Source organism: Inquilinus limosus (genome assembly GCF_002195995.1).
Lineage (GTDB): Bacteria > Pseudomonadota > Alphaproteobacteria > DSM-16000 > Inquilinaceae > Inquilinus > Inquilinus limosus_C.
Window position 1 is genome coordinate 139,630 of sequence record NZ_NHON01000002.1, and the last position, 18,455, is coordinate 158,084.

Genomic DNA, 18,455 nt, shown 5'->3' on the forward strand with positions numbered 1-18,455 from the left:
ATACAGCCGCGGCGGACCCGTGAGTTTCTGGCAGGCAGATTGCGTAATTCGGTTTTATTGCCGGCGGAGCCGAAAACGGCCGCGGCTGCAGAGGGGGTCACATAAGTGAGCAGCGCCTGGAATCCCAACGCCTCCACCACTCGTCGGCCCTCTGCTCGTTTCGCGGGGAACTGGGTCCCGGGCGCCGGTGATAACAGCAGCCGTTCCCTCCGCCGCCGCCTGATGGCGGCGCTGCGCAACGCGCATCGCATCCTCGGCATGAAGCGCGACCGGCTGGGCCTGGGCTCTCTGGGCGCCGGCGGAGCGGTGGCCGCGCTGCTGGTCGCGCTGGGGGTGGTGGCCCCGCAATCGGCCTCCGCGCAGGCCATCTTCGGCCCCGGCAGCAGCGGCACGGGCGGCAACCCGACCGCCATCGGCAACGGCGCCGTGGCCACCGGCAACAACTCCACGGCGATCGGCACCGCCACCCACTCCACCGGCGATGGCTCGATCTCGATCGGCTATCAGAATGGCTCCAATGGCCTGAACGCGATCGCGATCGGCGTCTTCTCGAACGCGACCGGCGTCAATGCCCTGGCCCTGGGCGGAAACGCCCGCGCCCTCACGGACGGGGCATCGGCCTTCGGCGTCAACTCCACGGCCAACTCCGGCGGTTCGCTCGCCCTCGGCAACACCGCTTCCGCCCTTGCGGGGAATGCGACGGCGCTGGGCATCAGCTCGAAGGCCAGCGGTGGCAATTCGATCGCCGCGGGCGCAAGCACCACGGCGAGCGGCGCCAGTTCGGCGGCCTACGGCCCCAGCGCGCTCGCCAGCGGCGTCCAGTCGACGGCGCTGGGAAATGCGGCGCAAGCGACCAACAACAACACGGTTGCCGTGGGCTCGAACACCATCGCGAGCGGTTCGAGCGCGTCGGCCCTGGGCAACTTCGCGCTCGCCGGCGGCAAGCAGGCGATGGCGCTGGGCTTTTCGGCGAATGCGTCCGCCGAGAATTCCGTCGCGGTCGGGACCGTGTCCAGCGCCAGCGGCCTTGCTTCGGTGGCCATGGGTCTGGCGGCCAACGCGACCAACAACAGCTCGATCGCGATCGGCTGGCAGTCGATCTCTTCCGCCGTGAACTCGATCTATCTCGGCGCGCGCACCGTCGCGGGGACGGGGGCCACGGCGGAGAGCGCCATCGGCATCGGCACCGATGTGACGGCCTCCGCCTTGGACGCGATCGCCATGGGCCGCGTCTCGAAGGCGACCGGTACGGGTGGCGCCACCGCAATCGGGGTGAGTTCCCAGGCCACGGGCCAGGGCGCTGTCGCGGTTGGCCCCACCGCCAAGGCGGCCGGCAACTTCTCGCTGGGCCTGGGCAACGGGACCGTGTCGAGCGGAGTCGGCTCGGTGGCGGCGGGGTCGGGGGCCCAGGGCACGGGCGTTTCCTCCACAGCGGTCGGCAACAACGCCGCCGCGCTCGCCGACAACGCGACCGCGTCGGGGGCAGGCGCCGTGGCGGGTGGTTTGAACGCGGCGGCCGTGGGCGCTTTCGCCAATGCCGCCGGGGCGAACGCGGCGGCCTTCGGCAACAAGGCCAGTGCGGCGGCGGCGAATGCCACTGCGCTCGGCAACGGCTCGAAGGCACTCGCCGCCTCGACGGTGGCGCTGGGCGACACCACCACGGTGGCGGCGGGGGCCGGCACCGGCTCGGTCGCGATCGGCCACAACTCGACGGTGAATGGCGGCACGGGCGCGGTGGCGATCGGCGAGGGTCAGGTCGTCAGCGGCAACGGCGCGGTGGCGATCGGCGACCCGAACACCGTCACCGGCACCGGCGCCGTCGGCATGGGCGCCAACAACACGGTCAACGGCACCGGCGCGGTCGGGATCGGCAACGGCAACACCGCGACCGGCCAGGGCTCGGTCGCGATGGGCAACGCCAGCAGCGCCGCGGGCGCCGGCTCGCTCGCCTTCGGCGACGCGGCCTCGGCGACCAACGCCAAGGACGTGGCGCTGGGCTCGGGCTCGGTGACCGCGGCCGCGGTCGGCACCAAGAGCACGGTGATCGGCGGCACCACCTACAATTTCGCGGGCACGACCCCGGCCAGCACGGTCAGCGTCGGCGCCGCGGGGGCGGAGCGGACGATCACCAATGTCGCGGCCGGGCGGATCGCGATCGATTCGACCGACGCGATCAACGGCAGCCAGCTCTTCGCCACCAATAAGGCGCTGGAGGCGAACATCGCCGGCGCGGCCGTCCATTACTACAGCGTCAATGACGGCGGCACCCACGGCGCGAACTACAACAACGACGGCGCGACCGGCGTCGGCGCCCTGGCGGCCGGCATCGGAGCCTCGGCCACAGGCCCGCAGTCGGTCGCGATCGGCTCCGGGGCCAGCGCGTTGACGGGGCACACGGTCGCCCTGGGTCAGGGTGCGACCGCCGACGCCAACTCCGCCGGCGGCGGGGCGATGGCCCTCGGGTCTGGCGCCAAGGCCGTCGTCACGGGGGCCCAGGGCGGGTCTCCGATTGCCATCGGCATCGGCGCCAATGCCAGCGGGGCCGCAGGCACGGCGCTTCCCACCGGAGGCCTGTCGTTCGAAGCGGTCGCGATCGGCAACAATGCCGTTGCCACCGGCCAGGATGGCACAGCCGTCGGCCTGCTGGCCGGCGCGACCGGGACCTGGTCCACGGCCCTTGGCGGATCGGCCAAGGCCTCGGCCGCGAACGCCACGGCGGTCGGTATCCTCGCCAATGCCAGCGGGCCGAACTCGACGGCGATGGGCGCATCGGCCAACGCCGCCGGGCTGTCTGCGACGGCACTCGGGAATGTGTCCGTCGCGGCGTCCGACGGCGCCACCGCCCTGGGCAATCAGAGCAACGCGACCGGCGTCAACTCCACGGCCTTGGGCAATGCCGCGCTCGCCAACGGGGGGGCCGCCACGGCGCTCGGGACGGGATCGAACGCGACTGGCATCGCCGCCATGGCCTTGGGCCGGCAATCCAAGGCGACCGCCGATAGCGCGACCGCCTTGGGCGATGGCGCCACGGCCGGCCAGGCCGGCGCCGTGGCGCTGGGCTCGGGCTCGGTGACGGCGGCGGCAGTCGCCACCAAGAGCACGGTGATCGGCGGCACCACCTACAATTTCGCCGGCACGACCCCGGCCAGCACGGTCAGCGTCGGTGCCCCCGGCGCCGAGCGGACCATCACCAATGTCGCGGCGGGGCGGATCGCGCTGAACTCGACCGACGCGATCAACGGCAGCCAGCTCTTCGCAACCAACCAGGCGATCCAGGCCATCGCCGCCAGCACGCCCGTCCACTACTACAGCGTGAACGACGGCGGCACGCAGCAGGCGAATTACGGCAACGCCGGCGCGACGGGCGCCAACACCATAGCGGCCGGCGTGGCAGCCACCGCGGCGGGCACGAACTCGTCGGCGATCGGCTTCCAGGCCAACGCTGCCGGATCGCAATCCATCGCGGCCGGCAACGGCGCGAACGCCACCGCCGCTCTGAGCACCGCGATCGGCGCCGCGACGGTTGCCGCGGGAGCAAGCGGTTCGACCGCGGTCGGCGCCAATGCCAATGCGAGCGGTACGAACAGCCTGGCGGTCGGCGTCTTCTCTAACGCGAAGGCCGAGCTCGCCACGGCGGTCGGCCCCGGCGCGGGCGCCACGGCGCAAAACGCCGCGGCGATCGGTCCGAATTCGCGTGCCACCAACACGGCGGCCTCGGCGCTGGGCTTCCAGGCCAATGCGACGGGCCTCAATTCGACCGCGGTCGGCGCCGGGTCGGTCGCGGCCGGCGCGTCGTCGGGCGCCTTCGGGGTCAGCGCCAACGCCAGCGGCGCCAGCTCTCTGGCCCTCGGCGGCGGCGCCATCGCCTCGACGGACTTCACGACGGCCGTCGGCCGCGCCGCCACGGCGACCGCGGCGAACGCCACCTCCGTCGGCATTCTTGCCAATGCGGCGGCTGAGAATGCCACTGCGGTCGGCAACGGGGCTTCGGTCTCGGCCCAGAACGGCACGGCGGTCGGCAACGGCGCCGTCGCTGCGGGAGCGCTTGGCGGCGCGACCGCGGTCGGCACCGGGGCCAAGGGCAATGGCGAGTTCTCGGTGGCGCTCGGCGCCAACGCCAATGCCGGCGACCACGCCTCCATCGCCATCGGCACCGGCACCAACGCGTCCGGCGTCCGTGCCGTCGCCATTGGCGACACCGTGCAGTCCACCGGCGCCGGCTCGATCGGCATCGGCGGCAACGGCGTCGGGCAGGCCAAGGCGACAGCGGACGACGCCATCGCCCTGGGCGGCGCCACCACCGCGTCGGCGGCGCAGTCCGTGGCCCTGGGCGCCGGCGCCMCGGCCGGCCAGGCCGGCGCCGTGGCGCTGGGCTCGGGCTCGGTGACCGCGGCGGCGGTCGCCACCAAGAGCACGGTGATCGGCGCCACCACCTACAATTTCGCCGGCACAACGCCGGCCAGCACGGTCAGCGTCGGCGCCGCGGGGGCGGAGCGGACGATCACCAATGTCGCGGCCGGTCGGATCGCGCTGGACTCGACCGACGCGATCAACGGCAGCCAGCTCTACGCCACCAACCAGGCGATCTCGGCCATCGCCGCCAGCACGCCGACCCACTACTACAGCGTGAACGACGGCGGGGTGCAGAAGCCGAACTACACCAACAACGGCGCGACCGGCCTCGACTCCATCGCGGCCGGACCCGACGCTTCGGCGACCGGAGCCTACTCGACCGCGGTCGGCGCGGGCGCGAAGGGGACGGCCGATTGGGCGACGGCCTTCGGCCAGAACGCCACCGCGTCCGCCCAGCAGGCCCAGGCCATCGGCGCGGGGAGCGTCGCCAGTGGCCAGTTCGCGCTCGCGACCGGCTTCCAGGCGGCCTCGGGCGGGGCGGCGTCCACGGCCGTCGGCCTGCACGCCAACGCCTCGGCGGACAATGCGATCGCGGTCGGCAACGCGGCCGCCGCCTCGGCCGTGGACAGCATCGCCATCGGCACCAGCGCCGTGTCCACCGGGCCGTCGGGAGCCTCGATCGCGATCGGCCCGAACGCCAACGCGACCGGGTCCTTCACGACCGCGGTCGGCGCGGGCGCGAAGGCCAACGGCGATTGGGCGACGGCCTTCGGCCAGAATGCCAATGCGGCCGCCCAGACGGCCCAGGCCCTCGGCGCGGGGAGTGTCGCTTCGGGCCAGTTCGCCCTCGCGACCGGTTTCCAGGCCGCCGCGTCGGGCGCCGCCTCCACGGCGGTCGGCTTGCACGCCAACGCCTCGGCGGACAATGCGATCGCGGTCGGCAACGCGGCCAACGCGGCGGCGGCCAACGCCACTGCGATCGGCAACGCCTCGCAGGCGCTGGCGGCCTCGACCGTGGCGCTGGGCGACACCAACACGGTGGCGGCGGCGGCCGGCCCGGGCTCGGTGGCGATCGGCCACAACTCGCAGGTGAACGGCGGCACGGGTGCCGTCGCTATCGGTGAAGGCCAGGTCGTCAGCGGCGACGGCGCGGTGGCGATCGGTGATCCGAACTCGGTGACCGGCACCGGCGCCATCGGCATGGGCGCGAACAACACGGTCAACGGCACCGGTGCGGTGGCGCTGGGCAACACCAACACGGCGACGGGCCAGGGCTCGGTCGCGCTGGGCAACGCCAGCAAGGCCGCGGGTGCGGGCTCGCTCGCCTTCGGCGATGCGGCTTCGGCCGGCAATGCCGGCGACGTGGCGCTGGGCTCGGGCTCGGTGACCGCTGCGGTGGTCAACACGCCCAGCACGGTGATCGGCGGCAAGACCTACAATTTCGCCGGCACGGGGGCGACCTCGACGGTCAGCGTCGGCGCGCCGGGGGCGGAGCGGACGATCACCAATGTCGCGGCCGGCCGGATCGCGCTGGACTCGACCGACGCGATCAACGGCAGCCAGCTCTTCGCCACCAACCAGGCGCTGGAGGCCAGCATCGCCGGCGGCGCCGTCCACTATTACAGCGTGAACGACGGCGGCAAGAACGCGCCGAACTACAACAACGAAGGCGCGACGGGCTCCTATGCGATGGCGATCGGCCCGGCTGCGGCCGCCGCCGGTGACGGGGCGGTCGTCATCGGGCGCGGCGCCGGCATCGGCGCGACGACCGGCAGCACCAACTCCATCGCCATGGGCCTCGGCGCTGGCCAGTTCGTCACCGGTGCGCAGAATGTCGGCCTCGGCGGCGGCATCAACGGCACCATGCGCGGCGCCGGCGCCGGCGTGACCGGAACGCGGAACGTCGCGATGGGCTCCGGCGACGGCACCGTCGACTATGACGCCACGACGAAGGCCTCCGCCGGCAACCTGGTCACCGGCGACGACAATGTCGCGATCGGCACCAATGCGGGCATCGGGGTCGCCGCCGACAAGACGACCTCGGTCGGCTTCGGTTCGAACGCCTCCGCCGAGAACGCGATCGCGATGGGCACGCAATCCGTCGCCGATGCCGCCGATGCGGTCGCCATCGGCACCGGCGCCAAGGCGACGGGCGGCAAGGCGGTGTCGATCGGCGCGGGCAATGTCGCCACCGGCGACGGCGCCGTGGCGATCGGCGACCCGAACATCGTCACCGGCACCGGCGCGGTCGGGATGGGCGCCAACAACACGGTCAACGGCACCGGCGCGGTCGGCCTCGGCAGCGGCAACACCGCGACGGGCCAGGGGTCGGTGGCGCTCGGCAATGCCAGCAGCGCCACGGGGGCCGGCTCGCTCGCCTTCGGCGACACGGCCAAGGCCACCAATGCCGGCGACGTGGCGCTGGGCTCGGGCTCGGTGACCGTGGCGGCGGTCGGCACCGCCGGCACCACGATCCGCGGAACGAACTACACCTTCGCCGGGGCGACGCCGACCAGCACGGTCAGCGTGGGCGCGCCGGGGGCGGAGCGGACGATCACCAATGTCGCGGCCGGCCGGATCGCGCTGGACTCCACCGACGCCATCAACGGCAGCCAGCTCTTCGCCTCGAACCAGGCGATCGAGAACCTGGTGACCAGCACGGCGACGCACTACTACAGCGTCAATGACGGCGGCACGAAGGGCGGGAACTACAACAACGACGGCGCCACCGGCGCCAATGCGATGGCGGCCGGCATCGGCGCCACGGCGTCGGGCGCCCAGGACGTGGCGCAGGGCTTCGGGGCGAATGCCTCGGGCGGCGATGCCGTGGCGCTGGGTACCAACACCAAGGCCGCAGCCTCCAGCAGCATCGCCATCGGCGCCAACGCCGCGGCCTCGGGGGCGAGCGGCTCGACGGCGCTGGGTGCCAACTCCAGTGCCAGCGCCAGCAACAGCCTGGCGGTGGGCGAGTTCGCCAACGCGTCCGGTGAGCTCTCCGCGGCTGTCGGCCCGGGTGCGACCGCGTCGGCGGCGAACGCCACGGCGCTCGGCAACAACTCGAAGGCTCTGGCGGCGTCGAGCGTCGCGCTGGGCGACGGGGCCTCGGCCACCAATGCCGGCGACGTGGCGCTGGGCTCCGGCTCGGTGACGGCTGCGGCGGTCGGCACGGCCAGCACGACGATCGCGGGCAAGACCTACGCCTTCGCCGGCACCACGCCGGGCTCGACGGTCAGCGTCGGCGCGGCGGGGGCGGAGCGGACGATCACCAATGTCGCGGCCGGCCGCATCGCGCTGGACTCCACCGACGCGGTGAACGGCTCGCAGCTCTTCGCCACCAACACGGCGGTCGACACGCTCAACACCCAGATCACCGACGTCACCGGCAAGCTGACGCACTACTACAGCGTCAACGACGGCGGCACGAAGGGGGCGAACTATGACAATGACGGCGCCGCAGGGGTGAACTCCCTGGCGGCCGGCGTCGCGGCCTCGACCTCGGTGCAGGACGGCGTGGCGATCGGCCATGGCGCGACCGCCGGGGTCAATGTCGGCGACRTCGCCCTCGGYTCGGGCAGCACCACSGCGGCSGYGGTCCAGACAAAGAGCACCACGATCGCCGGMRACACCTACAAYTTCGCMGGSACSACCCCGACCAGCACGGTCAGCGTCGGCGCGSYGGGGGCGGARCGGACSATCACCAAYGTCGCGGCCGGCCGCATCGCGGCCGACTCCACCGACGCGGTGAACGGCAGCCAGCTCTTCGCCACCAACACCTCGGTCGACACGCTGAACACCAAGGTCGACAACATCAGCACCGGCGGCGGGATCAAGTACTTCCACGCCAGCTCGACACCTCGGTCGACACGCTGAACACCAAGGTCGACAACATCAGCACCGGCGGCGGGATCAAGTACTTCCACGCCAGCTCGACCCTGGCGGACAGCCAGGCGACCGGGACGGACAGCACGGCGGCCGGTCCCGAGGCGGTGGCCTCGGTGCAGGAYGGCGTCGCGGTCGGTCACGGCGCGACCGCCGGGGCCAATGTCGGCGACGTGGCGCTGGGCTCCGGCTCAGTGACGGCGGCGGCGGTCGGCACGGCCGGCGCGACCATCGGCGGCACGGCCTACACCTTCGCCGGCGCCACGCCGACCTCGACGGTCAGCGTCGGGGCGCCGGGGGCGGAGCGGACCATCACCAATGTCGCGGCGGGGCGGCTCTCCGACACCTCGACCGACGCGGTGAACGGCTCGCAGCTCTTCGCCACCAACGAAGCTGTCGACAGCGTCACGACCACCGTGACCAACATCAACAACGGCGGGGGGATCAAGTACTTCCACGCCAGCTCGACGGCGCCGGACTCGCAGGCGCTGGGGACGGACTCCGTCGCCATCGGCCCGAATGCGGTCGCCAACAACGCGGGCGACATCGCCCTCGGCTCGGGCAGCACCACGGCGGCGCGCTGAACACCAAGGTCGACAACATCAGCACCGGCGGCGGGATCAAGTACTTCCACGCCAGCTCGACCCTGGCGGACAGCCAGGCGACCGGGACGGACAGCACGGCGGCCGGTCCCGAGGCGGTGGCCTCGGTGCAGGACGGCGTCGCCGTCGGCCACGGTGCGACCGCCGGGGCCAATGTCGGTGACGTCGCCCTTGGCTCGGGAAGCACCACCGCAGCCGTGGTCGGCACTGCCAGCACCAAGATCGCCGGCACCACCTACACCTTCGCCGGAGCCACCCCGACCTCGACGGTCAGCGTCGGCGCGGTGGGGGCGGARCGGACCATCACCAACGTSGCGGCCGGCCGGATTGCGGTCGACTCCACCGACGCGGTGAACGGCTCCCAGCTCTTCGCCTCGAACCAGGCGATCGAGACCGTCGCGAACGAGGTCACCAACATCAACAACGGCAAGGGCATCAAGTACTTCCACGCCAACTCGACCGAGCCTGACTCGCAGGCGCTGGGGACGGACTCCGTCGCCATCGGTCCGAATGCGGTCGCCAACAATGCGGGCGACGTCGCTCTCGGCTTCGGCTCCACGACGGAGGCGGCGGTCGGCACCAGCGGGGCGACGATCGGCGGGACGGCCTACACCTTCGCCGGTGCGAACCCGACCTCGACGGTCAGCGTCGGTGCGGCGGGCGCAGAGCGGACCATCACCAATGTCGCGGCCGGGCGTCTCTCGGACACCTCGACCGATGCGGTGAACGGATCTCAGCTCTTCGCCACCAACCAGCAGGTCACTGTCAACACGGGTGCGATCACCAATCTGGGCGACACGATCAACAACATCGCCGGCGATACATCCAAGAGCTACACCGACGCCAATGGCCGTGGCATCCGGTATGTGCGCACCAATGACAGGACGTTGCCGGTCACCGACTCCTCGGCTCAGGGGATCGGCTCCACCGCTGTCGGCTACCAGGCGACCGCGGTTGCCGACAGTTCACTGGCTCTCGGCCGTGACAGCCAGGCCACGGTCCTGGGTGGCGTGGCGCTTGGTTCCGGATCGGTCGCCGATCGCGCACTGTCTCCGGCAACGGGCCAGATCGGTGCCGGGCCGGCCATCATCGAGTACAACACGACGGACAAGACCCTTCTCGGCGCGGTATCCGTCGGCACGGACAAGTCCTACCGGCAGATCACGAATGTCGCGGACGGCACCGATGCCCAGGATGCCGTGACGATCCGGCAGCTTCAGGGCGCCATAGCTTCCGTCGCTGTGACCTCGACCAAATATTTCCACGCCAATTCCACGGCGGGAGATTCGCTCGCGGTCGGCGATCAGTCGGTTGCCGTCGGTCCCACGACGGTCGTCAACGGTGACAATGGCGTCGGCATCGGCAATGGCGCGATCGTCGACCAGACAGCGCCGGGCGGCACGGCGATCGGCCAGAACGCCCATGTCATGCTGGCCGACGGCCTGGCGTTCGGCACGAACTCGCTGGCCGCCGGTATCCAGGCCATCGCCATCGGCGCAGGCGCCCAGAGCACCTTCGCCAACAGCATCGCGCTTGGCGGCAATTCAAGGACCACCGTCGGCGCCCAGACGAACTACACGGCCTTTGGCCTTGCAGGACCGCAGAATTCGGTCGGCGAGGTCTCGATCGGGGCCGGCGGAGCCGAGCGCAAATTGACGAATGTCGCCGCCGGTTCGGCGGACACCGATGCCGTCAACGTCTCGCAGCTCAAGGGTACGACGCAGAACATCACGAACCTGTTCGGCGGAACAACCGTCATCAATCCGGACGGCTCGATCACCGGCCCGACCTACAACATCGAGGGCAAGGGCTATACGACCGTCTATAATGCCTTCGAAGCCGTGAACAACAGCCTGACGAACATCAACAACGGCGGCGGCATCAAGTACTTCCACGCCAACTCGACCCTGGCCGACAGCCAGGCGAACGGCACCAACTCGGTGGCGGTCGGGCCGACGGCGGTGGCCTCCACCCAGGACAGCGTGGCCATGGGCCATGGGGCGCAGGCGAGTGCCAATGCCGGCGACGTTGCCCTGGGCTCGGGCTCGAAGACGCAGGCCGTGGTCGGGACCTCGAGCGCCTCGTTCAACAACTTCACGCTCGATGGCTTTGCCGGGACCAACCCGACCAGCACGGTGAGCGTGGGCGATGTCGGCGCCGAGCGCACCATCACCAATGTGGCGGCGGGGCGGATCACGAAGGACTCCACCGACGCGATCAATGGCTCGCAGCTCTACTCCCTGGCGAGCCAGGTCGACAGCTCGATCATCGGCGGCGCCGGCATCAAGTACTTCCACACCAACTCGACCCTGGCGGACTCCGTTGCCAGCGGTACGAACAGCACCGCGATCGGCCCGGCCTCGACCGCCAGCGCCAGCAACGCGATCTCGATGGGCAACGGCTCCAGCGCCTCGGCCAACAACGCGATCGCGATCGGCGCCGGGGCGAAGGCGACCAGCGCCAACTCCCTGGCCCTGGGCGCCGGCTCGACCACCATGGCCAACCTCTCCGACGCGGCCTACGCGCCGGTGGTGGGCATGAAGACGGCCGGGGTGGCGACGGGCGAGGTGTCCTTCGGCTCCTCCGGGTCGGAACGGCGCCTCACCAACGTCGCCGCGGGCTCGGCCGCGACCGACGCGGTGAATGTCAGCCAGCTGTCGGCGCTGGCCAACATCTCGGTGAAGTACGACACCGACAGCTCGGGCAACCTGACCAACCGGATCACTCTGGGAGGGGGCAACCCGAACGCGCCGGTCACGATCGGCAATGTCGCGCCGGGCGTGAATGGCACGGATGCGGTGAACCTCGACCAGCTGAACGGCGCCTTCGACTCCCTGAACGGGAAGATCAAGCAGGCGCGGCGGGAGGCCTGGCAGGGGGCGGCGATCGGCATCGCGGCATCGTCGCTGCGCTACGACGACCGTCCGGGCAAGCTCAGCGCCTCGGTGGGCGGCGGCATGTGGCACGACCAGGGGGCCCTGGCCCTCGGCCTCGGCTACACTGCCGAGTCCGGCTGGGTCCGGGTGAACGCCTCGGCCATCCAGAGCGATGGGGATTGGGGCGCCGGCATCGGCGTCTCCTTCACCCTCAACTGAGGATGGGCGGCCGATGAGGCTGGCGGCTGGATGTCTGGCGGTGGCGCTGACGCTGTCGGCGATCTCCGGGACGGCGCGGGCGGTGGGGTGGGTGCAACTGCCCTCCACCTACGTCGTGAAGTCCTCGGAGGTCGCCATTCCCGATGGGGAGCAGCTCGGCCAGTACAGGCGGGTCATCCAGCCGTTCGAGAACTGGACCCTGATCTGCGACGAGAGCCTGAAGTCGAAGCGTCGGATCTGCAACCTGACGCAGTCCATCGTCAACCAGCAGGGGGCCCCGGTCTTCAACTGGTCCTTCGTGGCCACGGCGGACGGCAAGCCCCTGGTGGTGATGCGGGTGCCCGCGGCGGTGGGGGAGGGCGCGGAGATCGGCCTGGCGCTGGGCGACGGCCGGGACCGGATCGTCGCCCAGACCGACCGCTGCGACGCAACCGTCTGCGTCGCGACCATCGCTATCGGCCAGATGCTGCGCCGGCACATCCAGGCCGGGACCGACTGCACCGTGACCTACGAGCTCCCGGACGGAGAAGTCTCGTTCCAGGCACCGCTCGAAGGATTGTTCGCCGCTCTCTCGGCGATGAAGTAGCAACGCAAAGGATCGATCGATGAACAAAGCCCTGCTCCTCGTGCCTCTCCTGGGCGCCGTCGTGCTTGGCGGCGTGTTCGGCGCGGATGTGATGATCGGCCAGGCGGCCGAGAAGAGGAATCAGCCCGCCGCGGCCGCCGCCCCGGCGGCACCCGTGGAGGCAGCCAAGCAAGATCCGGCGACCGCGCAGCAGGCCGTCGCCTCGATCTTCGAAGACCATGCGCGCGAGGGCAAGATCGGCGCCTGCAAGAGTGTCTTCACCACGCTCGGCCGCGGCGTCGTCGCCGACGAGACCTATACGGCGAAGACCCAATGGAACACCAAGGCTGCCGATGCCCATGCCGTCGCGTCGCTGGTGGCGCTGGACGGCACTGCGGACAGCCAGGGGCAGCGCGGCGCCGGCGTCGTCTTCGCGGCGCCGGTCGGGCGGTCCTGTGAGGGCACGCTGGTGCGGGTGACTCCGGTCAAGGCGCCCTGCCAGGCCGTCTCGGCCGAGCTCGTGAACCAGAGGGGCCAGGCTGGCTCGCTGGGCGACCTGCCCACCGTCGCCATGCCCAACGGGGCGCAGGTCGTGCTGGTGCCGCTCGACCAGTCCTGTGTCGCCATGACCAGCCTCAGCATCGGCGGCTGAGGATTCTTGCGGGAGACCGACCATGCTGCGATCCGCCCTCCTCGTGTTCGCCGCGGCGGCCTGCCTCGCCTCCGCGGCCGGCGCGGCCGATCCGACGCCGGCGCCGGCCGTGGTCGGGACGGTCGATACCATCCCAGACCGCAGCTACCTGGTGTTCTTCGACTTCGACAGCTCGCATCTGACCCCGGAAGCGCAACAGGTGGTGGCCTCGGCCGCGGCTGATGCCCTCCAGGGCAAGACCACCCGCATCGACGTCACCGGTCACACCGACCGTTCGGGCTCGGTCCAGTACAACCAGGCCCTCTCGGTCCGGCGTGGCGAATCGATCCGTCGCGAACTGGTTGCCGACGGCGTTGCCGACAGCCTGATCGCGGTCAAGGGCGTCGGCGAGTCCGATCCGCTGGTCCCGACCGCCGATGGCGTCCGCGAGCCGCAGAACCGTCGCGTCGAGATCGTCCTGTCGCCGGCCGGCGCGCCGGCGGTCGGGCAGGGCTTCGGGCCGGGGATCTGGGGCGCCATCGCCTATTCGGTGCGCGACGAGAAGCGCGGCTTCTTCTGGGGCGCTGACAAGCCGGAGGAGGCGCAGGAGATCGCGCTGCGTCACTGCGTGCACCGGGGCGGGCAGGATTGCAGGGTCGTCACCCTGTTCCGCAACTACCGCCATTGGTGGAGCGACGACGACAAGTCCGGCTTCCCCTACGAGCATTGCGGGGCCCTGGTCGTCGGCGAGCCGGAGGCGAGCGGCCGGCCGGCCCCCTGGGGCGCCGCCTCCGCGACGACCCGGCGGGAGGCGGAGGAGAAGGCCTCGGCCACCTGCGGCGGCGACGCCAAGGCCTGCTCCGTCCAGGAATGGGTCTGCACCTGACCCCGCGCATGTTCCGCGGATACGAGAAACCGAGAGTCCGGCGCCCACACGGATCTCGGTGCTCGGGGGCCATGATCCGCACTGTCGCCAGACGGATCATGGTCCCCGAGGGTCAGCACGACCGATAGGCCCGAGGCCGTGGCGGCACCGGGCAGGACCGGATCGTCGAGTTCCTTTCAAGCTGGAAGCCAGATACCGAGATGCTCCCTGTCGATGCACTGCGGTCGATGAACGTGCTCTGGGCCACGCCCTGCTACATCTCGGCCGTGTCGATGAACTATGTGACGAGCATGTTCCTGCTCACGCATGAGGCGATCCGCCTGGGACTGCCGTCGTCGCTGCACATGCGGGCGGAAAGCCTGGTCACCCGGGCGCGGAACGAGATCGTCAAGTTCTTCCTGATGCACGAGGAATACACGCATCTGTTCTGGATCGACTCGGATATCGAGTTCCAGCCCCAGGCCGCGATCCGCCTGCTGCTCGCGGACCACGACGTGGCGGCCGGGATCTATCCGATCAAGCGCTTCAACTGGCCGCAGCAGGGCGTCCCTGCCGGCACCACGAAGGAGGCGTTCGAGGCGTTGTACACCGACTACCCGTTCAATCCGGTGGGCCTCGGGTCCGAACCGCTGTCGAAATTCACCACCGAGGACGGCTTCGTCGAGGTCGCCGAGGCGCCGACCGGGTTCATGACCATCAAGCGCCACGTGTTCAGCCGGATGATGGAGCGCTATCCGGAGCTCAACTACGTCCCCGACGGTCCGCCGGACAATCCCGAGGCGCCGTTCTACTGGCTGTTCTTCGACTGCATGATCGACCCGGACAGCCGGCGCTACCTGTCGGAGGACTATGCCTTCTGCCGCCGGTGGCGGGACATCGGGGGCAAGGTCCATGCCGATCTGAATTCCGATCTCGGGCATCTCGGCCAGCATATGTACCGGGGAAATTTCGCCGGAAGCGGCATCATATCGTCGTTGAACGCGGCCGGCCGGGATTGACGGCCGGGTTGACCTTCGTGACGCCATCGAACCAGCCGGCGGAGGAGGCCATGGAGCAGGGCAGGACGTCTGGCGGCGCAAGGATCGTTCCGCTCGCGAGGCCATCGGCGGGCGTGGGGGCCTGCCGCAGCCCGGGACGCGGGCCGCTCCGGGCCGCGGGGATTTCACCGCTGGTCGTCCGTCGCCGCGACGGCACGCCAGGATCCGAGGGACGATGTGACGGGGAGCGGGACAGCCGAGCCATCGACCCGGCCTATGTCCAGTACCGGCCGGACGGCAGCCGGATCGAATTCTGGTACCGGGACAACCGCTTGAACCGCATCGACGGCCCGGCCGTCATCGAGAGGGCGGCCAACGGCCGCATCCTGAGCCAGGAATGGTGGATCGACGGGAGGAACATAACCGATCTGGCGGAGGCGTATCTTCGCGAGACGGGCGCGCGATATCCCCTCGACCCTGGCCACCAGAGCATTCTTCTCTGCCGGCAGCTCCTCGGCGGCGAGAGGGCGGCGATGCTCGCCGATTGTCTCGGCTGGCGATCGATCCTCACCGCCTTGTGCTATGTCGGGCCATTCTGGGTGTTGCTCGGGCTGTCGATCACCCTGTTCCACTAGCCGCCTTGGGAGCACCGCCGCCCTACGCCGTTCGGGCCATCCACCGCGCCAGGGAGGATGAGCGCGCCTCCCTGAAGGCCGTGTAGGCCCCGACCAGATCGGCCAGGCCGAAACTGCGGTTCAGCCCGCTCGGATTCGGCAGGATCCAGACGGCGGCACCGCCGAACCGCGCGGGTTGCGGGCCCCAATTGACCCTGGTGCCGACAATCGCCTCATACGCCGCCTTTCCCAGGAAGGCGATCGTCTCGGGCCGGAAGTGCCCGATCTTCGCGCGCAGCCCGTCGCCCGAGCCGCGGAGCTCGCGGCCGTCCAGCTCGCCGGCGCTGCGCGTCGCCCGCAGGACGGCGGCAGTGATGCCGCAGCCGAATTCGAGCAGGCGGCGGTCGTTCTGCGCCGCGATCCGCATGGGCGTGAAGCCGGCCAGGTGCAGGACAGGCCAGAAGCGGTTGGACGCCGATCCGAAATTGTGGCCGGACGCCGCCGCCTGTGTGCTGGGGTTGATGCCGCAGAACACCACCGGCAGGCCCGGCGCGAGGATGTCGAAGGCGGACAGTTCCATCGGCGGCTATCGCGGCGTCATCAGGACCGGCGGAGCACCGCCCCGCCCGTCGCGGTGACCATCCGCGACCGGCTGAGGGACTGCGCCGTCTCCATGGCGAAGGGGGCGAAGCGTGTGGCGAAGTCCTGCGGCGCCCATTCCGCCACCGACCCGGCGATGTGGATGGCGGCCACCGGCACGCCCGCCGCGTCGGTCACCGCCACCCCGAGGGTCAGCTCGCCCGGCACAGTCTCCTCCACCGCCAGGCCGTAGCCCTGCGCCCGGGCCTCCGCCACCTTGGCGCGGATCGCGGCCGGGTCGGTGATGGTGGCGGGCGTCAGCGGCGACCGGTCGGACCGGGCGATGATGTCGTCCGCCCGGTCGTCGGGCAGGGCGGCCAGGATGGCGCGGCCGCCGGCAGAGGAGAACACCGGCACCCGGCGTCCGATCAGCGTGCCGTAGAAATACTCGCGCTTGCTCTGCTGCCGGATGGCGTAGATCAGCGTCAGGTCGTCGTGCAGGCTCAGATTGACCCGCTCGCCGCACGCCCGGCGCAGCTCGATCAGCGCCGGCGTCGCCGCCTCGATCAGCGGGTTCGAGCGCAGGTAGAAATAGCCGAGCGTCAGCACCCGCTTGCCCAGCCGGAAGCGGCGGGTCCGCTCGTTCTTCTCCAGATAGCCGGCCTGCCACAGGGAATGGGCGAAGCGCTGCGCCGCGCTCTTGTCCAGCCCGGTCAGGCCGGCGATCTCGGTCAGCCCCAGCTCATCGGTCGAATGGCCGAAGGCCTCCAGCACGCGGAAGGCCTTCTCCACCGAGGCCACGGTCAGGGAATCGCCGGACAAAACAGCTCCTGTCCCATTGACGGGCGTACGGAAATCGCTTTACGATTTATAGTATCACAATCCGATACAGACGCACAACAAACAGCGCTAGCAGGCGGTCGCCGCGGCAATGTCCGGCGGCGGCCGGAACAGGAGGCATCCATGTCCGGATACGCGGAGGGCAGGGCGGGGATCGGCACGGACCGGCCCGCCATGAAGGGGCGCCAGGCCGTGGGTGCCGCCGTCATCGGCAACATCCTCGAATGGTACGATTTCGCCATATACGGCTACCTGGCGACGCTGATCGCCCACGCGTTCTTCCCCTCGGCCGACGAGGTCGGGGCGCTGCTCTCCACCTTCGCGGCCTTCGGCGTCGGCTTCGTCGCCCGTCCGATCGGCGGCATCGTCATCGGCCGCATCGGCGACACAAGAGGCCGCAAGGCGGCGCTGGTGCTGACCATCTTCATGATGGCGGTCGGCACCGTCGGCATCGGCCTGATCCCCGACCACGCGACGATCGGCGTGCTGGCCCCGGTGCTGCTGGTGGTCTGCCGCCTGCTGCAGGGCTTCTCGGCCGGCGGCGAATGGGGCGGGTCGACCGCCTTCATCGTCGAATGGGCGCCGCCGGGCCGGCGCGGCTTCTTCGGCAGCTTCCAGCAGGCCAGCGTGGCGCTGGGGCTGCTGCTGGGCTCCGGCGTCGCCGCCCTGTTCAGCACCGTGCTGACCGCCGACCAGATGGCGGGCTGGGGCTGGCGCATCCCGTTCCTGATCGGCGCGATCCTGGTGCCGGTCGGCATCTATATGCGCCGCAACATCGACGAGACGCCGGCCTATCGCGCGGCCCAGGCGGAGGTGAAGAAGACGGCCCCGGCCGCCCCGGCGGACTCGCCGCTGGTGCTGGCCGGCCGGGCCTTCGGCTTCACCATCATCTGGACCGTCGCCTATTACGTGATGCTGAGCTATATGCCGACCTTCACCCAGAAGTTCGGCGGCCTCAGCGCCACGGCGGCGCTGTGGTCGAACACGATCGGCCTCTTGGTCCTGGTGGTCGCGGTGCCGGCGATGGGCCACCTGTCCGACAAGATCGGCCGCAAGCCGCTGCTGCTGGCCTGCTGCGCCGCCTTCATCGTGCTCAGCTACCCGCTGTTCTCGGTCATGGCCTCCGGCGCCGGCTTCCTGACCGTGGCGGCGATCCAGATCGTGTTCGGCCTGATGATCGCGCTGTTCTCCGGCGCCGGCCCGGCCGCGATCGCCGAGATCTTCCCGACCAGCTCGCGCTCGACCTGGATGTCCACCGGCTACAGCCTGGCGACCGCGATCTTCGGCGGCTTCGCCCCCTATATCGCCACCTGGCTGATCAGCACCACCGGGTCGCCGGTGGCGCCGACCTACTACCTGATCGCCGCTGCCATCATCTCCGCCGTCGTCATCGCCGGGCTGCGCGAGACGGCACGCGACCAGCTGGGCTGACGC

9 protein-coding genes and 5 pseudogenes are annotated in these 18,455 nt (G+C 70.7%); 12 read left to right on the forward strand and 2 right to left on the reverse strand.

What is annotated here, in order from left to right:
* Positions 1–258 precede the first annotated feature (258 nt).
* From BWR60_RS36170 to BWR60_RS02235, 11 genes and pseudogenes are all read left to right on the forward strand, one after another.
* Positions 259–7,728, forward strand: a pseudogene (locus tag BWR60_RS36170) (hypothetical protein); the annotation flags it as partial.
* Positions 7,729–8,040: 312 nt separating this feature from the next.
* A pseudogene (locus BWR60_RS38895) lies at positions 8,041–8,223 on the forward strand (hypothetical protein); the annotation flags it as partial.
* 62 nt (positions 8,224–8,285) lie between these two features.
* Positions 8,286–8,369 (forward strand): annotated as a pseudogene (locus tag BWR60_RS38900) (hypothetical protein); the annotation flags it as partial.
* Between the two features lie 174 nt (positions 8,370–8,543).
* Positions 8,544–8,657: pseudogene (locus BWR60_RS38905) on the forward strand (hypothetical protein); the annotation flags it as partial.
* A gap of 72 nt (positions 8,658–8,729) precedes the next feature.
* A pseudogene (locus BWR60_RS38910) lies at positions 8,730–8,816 on the forward strand (hypothetical protein); the annotation flags it as partial.
* A gap of 62 nt (positions 8,817–8,878) precedes the next feature.
* Positions 8,879–11,929 (forward strand): YadA-like family protein, encoded by a 3,051-nt coding sequence (locus tag BWR60_RS02210; protein ID WP_343216349.1) that lies wholly within the window; start codon positions 8,879–8,881, stop codon positions 11,927–11,929.
* A gap of 13 nt (positions 11,930–11,942) precedes the next feature.
* The gene (locus BWR60_RS02215; protein ID WP_144445500.1) at positions 11,943–12,515 is read left to right on the forward strand and encodes an invasion associated locus B family protein; all 573 of its coding nucleotides are present in this window, start codon (positions 11,943–11,945) and stop codon (positions 12,513–12,515) included.
* A gap of 19 nt (positions 12,516–12,534) precedes the next feature.
* Positions 12,535–13,146, forward strand: coding sequence for a hypothetical protein (locus BWR60_RS02220; RefSeq protein ID WP_088149357.1), 612 nt, complete (start codon positions 12,535–12,537; stop codon positions 13,144–13,146).
* Between the two features lie 22 nt (positions 13,147–13,168).
* Positions 13,169–14,011 (forward strand): OmpA family protein, encoded by an 843-nt coding sequence (locus BWR60_RS37590; RefSeq protein ID WP_218823299.1) that lies wholly within the window; start codon positions 13,169–13,171, stop codon positions 14,009–14,011.
* Positions 14,012–14,211: 200 nt separating this feature from the next.
* Positions 14,212–15,009, forward strand: a complete 798-nt coding sequence (locus BWR60_RS02230; protein WP_088149358.1) for a hypothetical protein — start codon at positions 14,212–14,214, stop codon at positions 15,007–15,009.
* A gap of 8 nt (positions 15,010–15,017) precedes the next feature.
* A complete protein-coding gene (locus tag BWR60_RS02235; protein ID WP_144445501.1) occupies positions 15,018–15,623 on the forward strand; it encodes a hypothetical protein in 606 nt (201 codons plus the stop codon).
* Positions 15,624–15,645: 22 nt separating this feature from the next.
* Here the strand turns inward: BWR60_RS02235 and mug are convergent, their stop codons facing one another.
* Together mug and BWR60_RS02245 are read right to left on the reverse strand one after the other, a co-directional pair.
* On the reverse strand, positions 15,646–16,182 hold the full coding sequence (gene mug / locus BWR60_RS02240; protein WP_088149360.1) for a G/U mismatch-specific DNA glycosylase: 537 nt from the start codon (positions 16,180–16,182) through the stop codon (positions 15,646–15,648).
* A 20-nt stretch (positions 16,183–16,202) separates the two neighbouring features.
* Positions 16,203–17,003, reverse strand: coding sequence for an IclR family transcriptional regulator (locus BWR60_RS02245; RefSeq protein ID WP_088149361.1), 801 nt, complete (start codon positions 17,001–17,003; stop codon positions 16,203–16,205).
* Between the two features lie 141 nt (positions 17,004–17,144).
* Between BWR60_RS02245 and BWR60_RS02250 the strand changes: the two genes are divergently transcribed.
* Complete coding sequence (locus tag BWR60_RS02250) at positions 17,145–18,452, forward strand: MFS transporter (protein ID WP_088149362.1); 1,308 nt, start codon at positions 17,145–17,147, stop codon at positions 18,450–18,452.
* Positions 18,453–18,455: the final 3 nt, after the last annotated feature.